The organism is Epilithonimonas hispanica, assembly GCF_003385395.1.
Lineage (GTDB): Bacteria > Bacteroidota > Bacteroidia > Flavobacteriales > Weeksellaceae > Epilithonimonas > Epilithonimonas hispanica.
The window spans coordinates 1-7,913 of record NZ_QNUG01000075.1 but is presented as its reverse complement, the minus strand read 5'-3'; the positions used below and the strand labels follow the sequence as shown (position 1 = coordinate 7,913).

General features: G+C 34.8%; 3 protein-coding genes. 2 read left to right on the top strand and 1 reads right to left on the bottom strand.

What is annotated here, in order from left to right; all coding sequences use genetic code 11:
• Positions 1–123 precede the first annotated feature (123 nt).
• A complete protein-coding gene (dnaE, locus tag DRF58_RS17400) occupies positions 124–4,779 on the bottom strand; it encodes a DNA polymerase III subunit alpha (RefSeq protein ID WP_116037185.1) in 4,656 nt (1,551 codons plus the stop codon).
• 151 nt (positions 4,780–4,930) lie between these two features.
• On the opposite strand from dnaE, the gene DRF58_RS17395 reads away from it, so the two are divergent.
• A complete protein-coding gene (locus tag DRF58_RS17395; RefSeq protein WP_116037183.1) occupies positions 4,931–5,644 on the top strand; it encodes a peptidase associated/transthyretin-like domain-containing protein in 714 nt (237 codons plus the stop codon).
• A 61-nt stretch (positions 5,645–5,705) separates the two neighbouring features.
• Positions 5,706–7,784, top strand: a complete 2,079-nt coding sequence (locus DRF58_RS17390; protein ID WP_116037182.1) for a S8 family peptidase — start codon at positions 5,706–5,708, stop codon at positions 7,782–7,784.
• Positions 7,785–7,913 lie beyond the last annotated feature (129 nt).

Here is a 7,913-nt window from a genome sequence, read left to right as displayed (position 1 = left end):
GAAATTCATAGACAAATATCTGATTATCAGATATAAATATACAAAAAATAACAATTATAACCAAAAAAAATCCGCCTCAAGTTGTGAGACGGATTCTTTAGTATTTTAGCTTTTTTGTGATATTTAATTTAAAAAAACTTCGTAGTTGTTAATCTGATGAATCACTTCCAAAAGATTTTCATTAATGTTAATCTTATGTTGCATAGAAACCACTTCTAAAACAGATTCGTCTTCTGGGTTTTTGATAAAGAAATTCAATTTTTGCTCGCCTTGGTTCTGGATGATATTTTCTCGGAAGAATTCAATATCTGTTTTTCTTAGAGAATCTAATGGAACAACCACAGACAAACTTTTTGCAAATCTCTCAAACGCTTCTTTCAGTTCCAGAACTTCATTCACATTCACGAAAACACGCCCGTCTTTTCCTTGAGAATATTTAATTTTCATAATGACAAATCTTTGAACTTCCAATTTATCTTTCAATCTCATATAATCTCTATCACCTAAACGGAAAGAGTAGGAACCTGTATAATCTTCCAACATTACAAATGCTACTTTTTCCCCACTTCGGTAACCGTCGGCTACACGATATTCGGTAATTAAACCAGCAACGGTATATTCTTTAGTATTGTCTTTTTCATTCATTTTATCTTTCCAGCTTTTCTTTTCCTCAAACAATTCTGCTGTTTTTGGAGGAAAAGCCAAGTCTTTAAAAGCTTCCACTTCATCAAGATTCAGGAAGTTGAAATTTCCTTTTGGTTCTGCTTTTTTGGTTGATTCTTCAATAATTTCTTCCTCAAGCCCAGCATCATCAGAAACAACAATATCTGGCGTTTCTTCGTCATCTGGAGTGCTGTCTTTTTCTAAAATTGGAACAACTTCTTCCAAAATAATTTCTTCCTTCTTTTCTTCCAAAACCGCTTTTTTAGACAAAACACCTTGCATAAACTTGAACTGATATTTGAACTCGTCCAAAGGATGCGCAGAAAGATAGAAACCGATGATTTCCTTTTCTTTATTAAGTTTATGCATGTTTGGCCATTCCGCACAAGGAGCTAGTTTTGGCTGTTCAATCTGAACTTCTTCGGCGAAATCGGCAAAAAGCGAATTGTCCATTTCGTTTTTACTGTCTTGGAAACTTTGGCCGTATCGGGAAAGTCTTTCGATATTGGTTCTTCCAGCTTGGTCGATATCAAAATATTGTCCACGATGATAAGAATCCAATTCGTCAAAAGCACCAGCGATGATTAAACTTTCAGCAACTCTCTTATTAACTTGTGAAGGCGGAATTCTTTCAAAAAAATCATAAATGTTTTTATATCTTCCGTTTTCGCGGATCATTGTAATGGCTTCACTTGGTCCTTCGCCAATTCCTTTGATTGCTCCTAATCCAAATCTGATTTGACCTTTTTCATTTACAGAGAATTTATACTGAGATTCATTCACATCTGGTCCCAAAACATCTACGCCAATCGCTTTGCAATCCTCCATAAACATGGTGATAGAAGCGGTATTGTTAATGTTATTACTCATTACGCTCGCCATATATTCTGCGGGATAATTGGCTTTTAAGTAAGCCGTTTGGTAAGCAATCCAAGCGTAGCAAGTGGAGTGAGACTTATTGAAAGCATATTCTGCAAAGGCTTTCCAGTCATTCCAAATTTTCTCAAGTCGTTCTTCATTAAGATTATTTTTTCGTCCACCTTCAATAAATTTTGGATACATTTTATTAAGAACATCAATCTGCTTTTTACCCATCGCTTTTCTCAAAGTATCGGCTTCACCTTTGGTAAAATTGGCGAGTTTTTGAGACAAAAGCATTACTTGTTCTTGATAAACTGTAATTCCATAAGTTTCTTCAAGGTATTCCTCTAGTTCAGGTAAATCGTAAATGATTTCCTCGGTTCCGTGTTTTCTATTAATAAAGTTTGGAATATATTTTATAGGACCTGGACGATATAAAGCATTCATTGCAATCAAATCGGCGAAAACTGTAGGTTTGAGTTCACGCATGTATTTTTGCATCCCAGGACTTTCATATTGGAAAATCCCGATGGTTCTTCCTTCTTTAAATAATTGATAAGTTTTGGCGTCATCCAAAGGAATTTCATCTGGATTAATATCAATGTCGTGGCGTTCTTTCACAAGCTTTACAGCATCTTTGATGATGGTTAAAGTTCTTAATCCCAAGAAATCCATTTTCAAAAGACCAGCATCCTCTGCTACCGAGTTATCGAATTGAGAAACTAAAATTTCTGCATCTTTCGCCGCAATCGTAATTGGTACCAAGTTGCTCACAGGTTCTGGTGTAATAATCACACCACAAGCGTGGATCCCGGTGTTTCTGATACAACCTTCCATCTTTTTGGCGCTATCTAAAACCGAAAATCTCGAGTCATTTTCATCGCTCAAAATAGCTTTCATTTCGTCAACCAATTGTTGGTCTTCTGGCTTCAGCTTGTCATATTTGGTTAAGGCTTTTGCGATGTTCATTCCGGGACTTGGTGGAATTAATTTCGCAATCATATTCGTTTCCGGAATCGAAACATCCAGAACTCGACCCGCATCTTTAATCGCTGATTTTCCTCCTAAAACGGAATAAGTAATAATTTGCGCAACCTGTTCTTGACCATATTTTTCGACTACCCATTTGATAATTTTATCACGACCTTCATCGTCAAAATCGATATCGATGTCGGGCATCGAAACCCTTTCCGGATTCAGGAATCTCTCGAAAAGTAAATCGTATTTAATCGGGTCCACATTGGTAATTCCAATACAATAAGCAACTGCAGATCCCGCCGCAGATCCACGGCCGGGACCAACCCAAACGCCCATATTTCGGGCCTCATTACAGAAATCCTGAACAATCAAAAAGTAGCCCGGATAACCGGTGTTGGCAATTACATCCAGCTCAAAATCAAGGCGTTCTTTTATTTCTGGCGTGATGCCTGTTTCTGTGTAACGTTTTTTTGCACCTTCGTATGTAAGGAACGTAAGATACGCCATTTCGCCACGTTTTCCGCCGTCTAAGTCATCTTCCGGATGGATGAATTCTTGTGGGATATCAAATTTTGGTAGCAAAACATCACGCTTTAAAGTATAAGGTGTGAATTTTGCAAAAAACTCTTCATAAGCTTCGAATGCATCAGGATAAGCAAGAAAAGTTTCTTTTAATTCATTTGCATTTTTGATGTAATATTCATCAGTCGTCAAACCTTTTCTTTTCCCGAATCCTTTACCAATAGGTGTCGATAATTTTTCTCCGTCTTTGATACAGCTCAAAATATCCTGAATGTTCGCATCGCTTTTATTGGTGTAAAATGTTTCGTTTTGAGCAAGGATTTTTACATTATACTTATCTGCAAATTGCAGTAACACTTCATTCAAATGCTCTTCTTCCGGTAGTTTATGATTCTGGATCTGAACATAGAAATCGTCTCCAAATGTATTTTTCCACCACTGGAACAATTCTTCACCACGCTGTTCACCAATGTTCAGAATGGTGCTGGGAATATCTCCAAAAATCCCAGAAGTGAGGGCTATTAGACCTTCTTTATATTGCGCAATCAGTTCTCTGCTGATTCTCGGAACACCAAAATAAAATCCTTTCTGAAAACCAATACTTGATAACTTGACCAAGTTTTTATAACCATTGAAATCCTTTGCCAACAAAACAACCTGAGTTCTTCTATCAGGGTCATCTTTGGTAAATTGTTTTTGCTCATATCTATCAGAAATATAAAATTCTGACCCAACAATCGGAATCAATTGGCTGGAATCTGGTTCTTCCTCATCGAATACTTCACCCTTTTCTTCCGCCTCTGCTTTTTTCGCTAAATATTCTTTATGCTTTTTTGAAATAGCAGAATTGGAACCTTCAACCGCTGTAACGAATTTGAAAGCGCCCATCATATTGCCAATATCAACAATCCCAACTGCGGAGAAATTGTCATCTTTTGCTTTTTTGATGAGGTCGTTGATGTTGGTAGTCGCAGTTAAAGTTGAAAAAACACTGTGATTATCAAAATGGAAGTATTTGCCCAAATCAATCTCATCAATGTTCGTAATATCAACTTGTTTCTTTTTGTTGTTGAAACTTGCGACTTGTCTCCTGATAACAATTCCGAAAGGTTTTATCGGATTTGGATTGAGTGCTTGAAATTCCTTTAACTGAGCTTCATTGATTTTCAAAACCTCAGTCGGAATCACACCGATTCTCATCATTTCGAAGAAAACCTGCGCTGTTGCATTTACGTCGGCAGCGGCGTTGTGAGCTTCGTCAAATTTGTGTCCGTATAATTTTTCGTAAAGTTCTTCTAGTTTCGGAGATTTGTATCTTCCGCCACGTCCACCTTCTAGTTTGCAATAATCTGTTCCCAGAATCATTGTGTCAGCTCTTGGTTTTTCCTGAAGATTATCATTGATATTTTTTCGGTAAAACTCTGCACCAACAATATTATAATCAAATTCTACATTGTGACCGGAAACAACTCTCACATTTTCCAAAGCCTGAGAAAACTCTTCTAAAATCTCTTGCAAATCACGACCTTCTTCATTCGCAATTTTAGTCGTGATTCCGTGGATTCTTGCCGCGTTGAATGGGATATCGTAACCTTCTGGTTTGATGATGTAATCTTGATTTTCGATTAGGTTTCCATTATCATCGTGGATCTGCCAAGCAATCTGAACCATTCTTGGCCAGTTGTCTGAATCTGAAAGCGGAGCGTTGAAATTTTTAGGTAAACCAGTGGTTTCGGTATCGAAAACTAAATACATCTACATAGAAATTTGTGTAAAGTTAGTGTTTTAAAAAAGATAAAAAAATAGCTTTCAAAGTGGAAATTGTTAATTCCTCATAAAAAAGTTAATCCTGGTTAAAAGTCTTTATTGACTAACAATTAAAATTAATTTTGATAAAAAATAACCTTTGAAAAAACTTTTACTAATTACTTTTTCACTTATTCCGCTCGTCATTTTTTCTCAACAGATTAAGGGAAGAATTATATCTGATTCTGTTACTATCAATGAGGTTTTGATTATTAATATCAATTCTCAGGAGAAAACTTATTCTGATTCTCAAGGGCAATTTATCATTAATGCTAAAGTTGGAGATGAACTTCGTTTTGTGAAAGTAGGTTATGAGCGTAAAACAATTATTATTAAAAATCACAAAGATTTGATTATTAATATTGTGAAATTAGCTATTGAAATCGAAGAAGTGGAGGTTAAGAAAAAACTGTCTGGAAATCTTGCTTCGGACTCAAAATTATTTAATGAAAATAAGAAAAAAGTCACTCTAAATAACGATTTAAAAGTCTATTTCAAAGCGCCTTCCAGCGAAGAATTATTAAAACCAAAACACGGAGAGTTTGTTCAGCCTGTTGGTGAAGGTTTTAGTTTTGGAGAAATTAAAAATAAATGGAAACTTCCTGATCTTGTGGAGTGGATTAGAGAAAATCTGACAGATGATTATTTCATTTCGATGGGATTTGAACTTCCCGAAATTAATTCGTTTTTGTATTATTCTCTTCAAAGCTTCAATACATTTTATATTTTGAAATATGGTTTTTGCAGTGATAGAGATGTAGCCAATTTAAAACTCCATTTTGAATATACATTTAAGAAATTTAAAAATAAATAGTTAACATTTTTAAAACTAATATGAAATAAGTATTTTTTTATCTTTGCAAAAAGTTATTAAAATGAAAAAAATTTTATTCAGTGTAAGTTTTTTAGCGACTTTTTATTTTGCTAATGCTCAAAACTTAAAACTTAAAAATGAATTCACTCAACAAAGATTAAATAATGAAAATAAATTAGATTCTTATTTTTCAAAATCCACTGCAAAATATTCTCAAAAAGAAAAAGACAGCCTTAAAAAGAATCTTGCAGGTTTTGCTGCAGGTCAAATTCCTGTTTTTTATTCTATTGAAGAAACCAGTGCCAATGCGACTGCAAATATTGATGAGTTGCAAGCAGGAACAGTTTCTGGAATCTCATCTCCGGTAACAGGTAATGGAATTAAAATAACAGTTTTTGATGCTGGCCTTATTCTAAGTAATCACGAGCAATTTGCAACTGGAAGAGCAATTAATAAAGAAGATGCAAGTCAAAGTCAACACTATCACGGGACCAATGTTAATAGTGTTTTGATAGGAAACGGACTTGCTACAGGTGATTTCACTCAGTCTAGTGTCTCTTACCCAAAAGCTAATGCAAAAGGAATTTTGCTACAAGGAACAGTTGATAATTATATGTTCGGTACAACAGCTTTAGGAAATAATTATGAAAAATTGGCTAGCTTACCAGATCTCAATATCTCGAATCATTCCTACGGAACCAATTATGGCTGGAATAAACCAAACTCATCAAATACTTATTATTGGTACGGGAATTATGATTTGACCCATACTGATACCTATGCAGGGGCTTATGGTGGTAATGATTATAACTTTGATAAAATAGTCTATTCTCAGCCACAACAGATTATAGTTAAGTCAACTGGAAATTATTATAACGTAGGACCCAATGCGAATTCTGTAAAGTATAGATATAGTTTTACATCTAATAGCTGGGTGGTTTTTGGTGCTAATGATGAGGTTCCACCTGCTAACTGTAGCCAGGGAAATAACTGTATTTACTTTGGATCTTTGGCTAAGAATATTATTACTGTCGGAGCTGTTAATCAATTGACAACTACTAATCATAAATATACTCAAGCTAGTGATGTTGTAAAAGGCAGTTTCAGTAGTGCTGGTCCAAGAAAAGACGGTGCTGTAAAGCCTGATTTGTCGGCAGTAGGAGTAGATATGATTATGGCAAATTTTTTAACTACCAATCCAACTGCTACCAATCTTTATGTCGTTAATTATGGGACTTCTTATGCCGCTCCAATGGTGACAGGAATTGCTGGCGCTTTAACTCAAATTGAAAGAAATATTACAGGAAACAACAGTTTTATTTTCAATGCTGATGAGATGAAAGCTTTACTGACTCATACAGCTAACGAAGCCGGAAGACCTGGTCCTGATGTTTGGTATGGTTGGGGATTGGTAGATGCTAAAAAAGCCGCTCAGGTTTTGTTCAATAAGCTTACTGAAGATTCCTATCTTGAAAAAAATAATCTGACTACAGGAGTTTCTTTTACCAAAGAAATTAAAGCAACAGGAAATGAGCCTTTGAAAGTTAGTATTTCTTGGATTGATCCTGCAATCACGCCATTCACAGATGATATAGATTTCCAAAATAATCATACTTCTAGAATTGTCAACGACCTTGACCTTAGAGTTGTAGAAGTTGGTTCTGGAACAACTTATTATCCTTGGAAATTAGATATTAATGATCCAAATGCCAATGCTACAAAAGGTGATAATACAGTTGATAATGTAGAACAAATTGTTATTGATAATCCTGTAGCAGATGGGATTTATAAAGTGGTTGTAACAAACAAAGGAACTCTGGTTGATCAAGATGGGAATTCTGCGACTCAGGATTTTGCTTGGGTGGCAACAGGAACTAAAAAGATAACTTTGGCTACGGATAATTCTACTAAGGATGAAGTGAAAGTATATCCAACAAAAACGAAAGATTTCATTAACATTACAGCTCCAAATCATATTGAGAGAATTGCTCTTTTTGATATGAATGGGAAACTGATATTAGAAAATACCAAAGCTTCAAAATCTCAAACTATTAGTTTAAATCAATTCCCCAATGCAGTTTACATTATTACTGTAAAAACTAAAACAGGAGTTGTTTCTAAGAAAATTATTAAAGAATAAGAGATTTAAATTTAATCATTTTAAAATAAAAAAGAATCCGTCTCACAACTTGAGGCGGATTTTTTTTGGTTATAATTGTTATTTTTTGTATATTTATATCTGATAATCAGATATTTGTCTATGAATTTC

Coding starts and splice junctions, on each gene's coding strand:
- DRF58_RS17390 (WP_116037182.1), top strand. CDS start 5,706: ATGAAAAAAATTTTATTCAGTGTAAGTTTTTTAGCGACTTTTTATTTT.
- dnaE (WP_116037185.1), bottom strand. CDS start 4,779: ATGTATTTAGTTTTCGATACCGAAACCACTGGTTTACCTAAAAATTTC.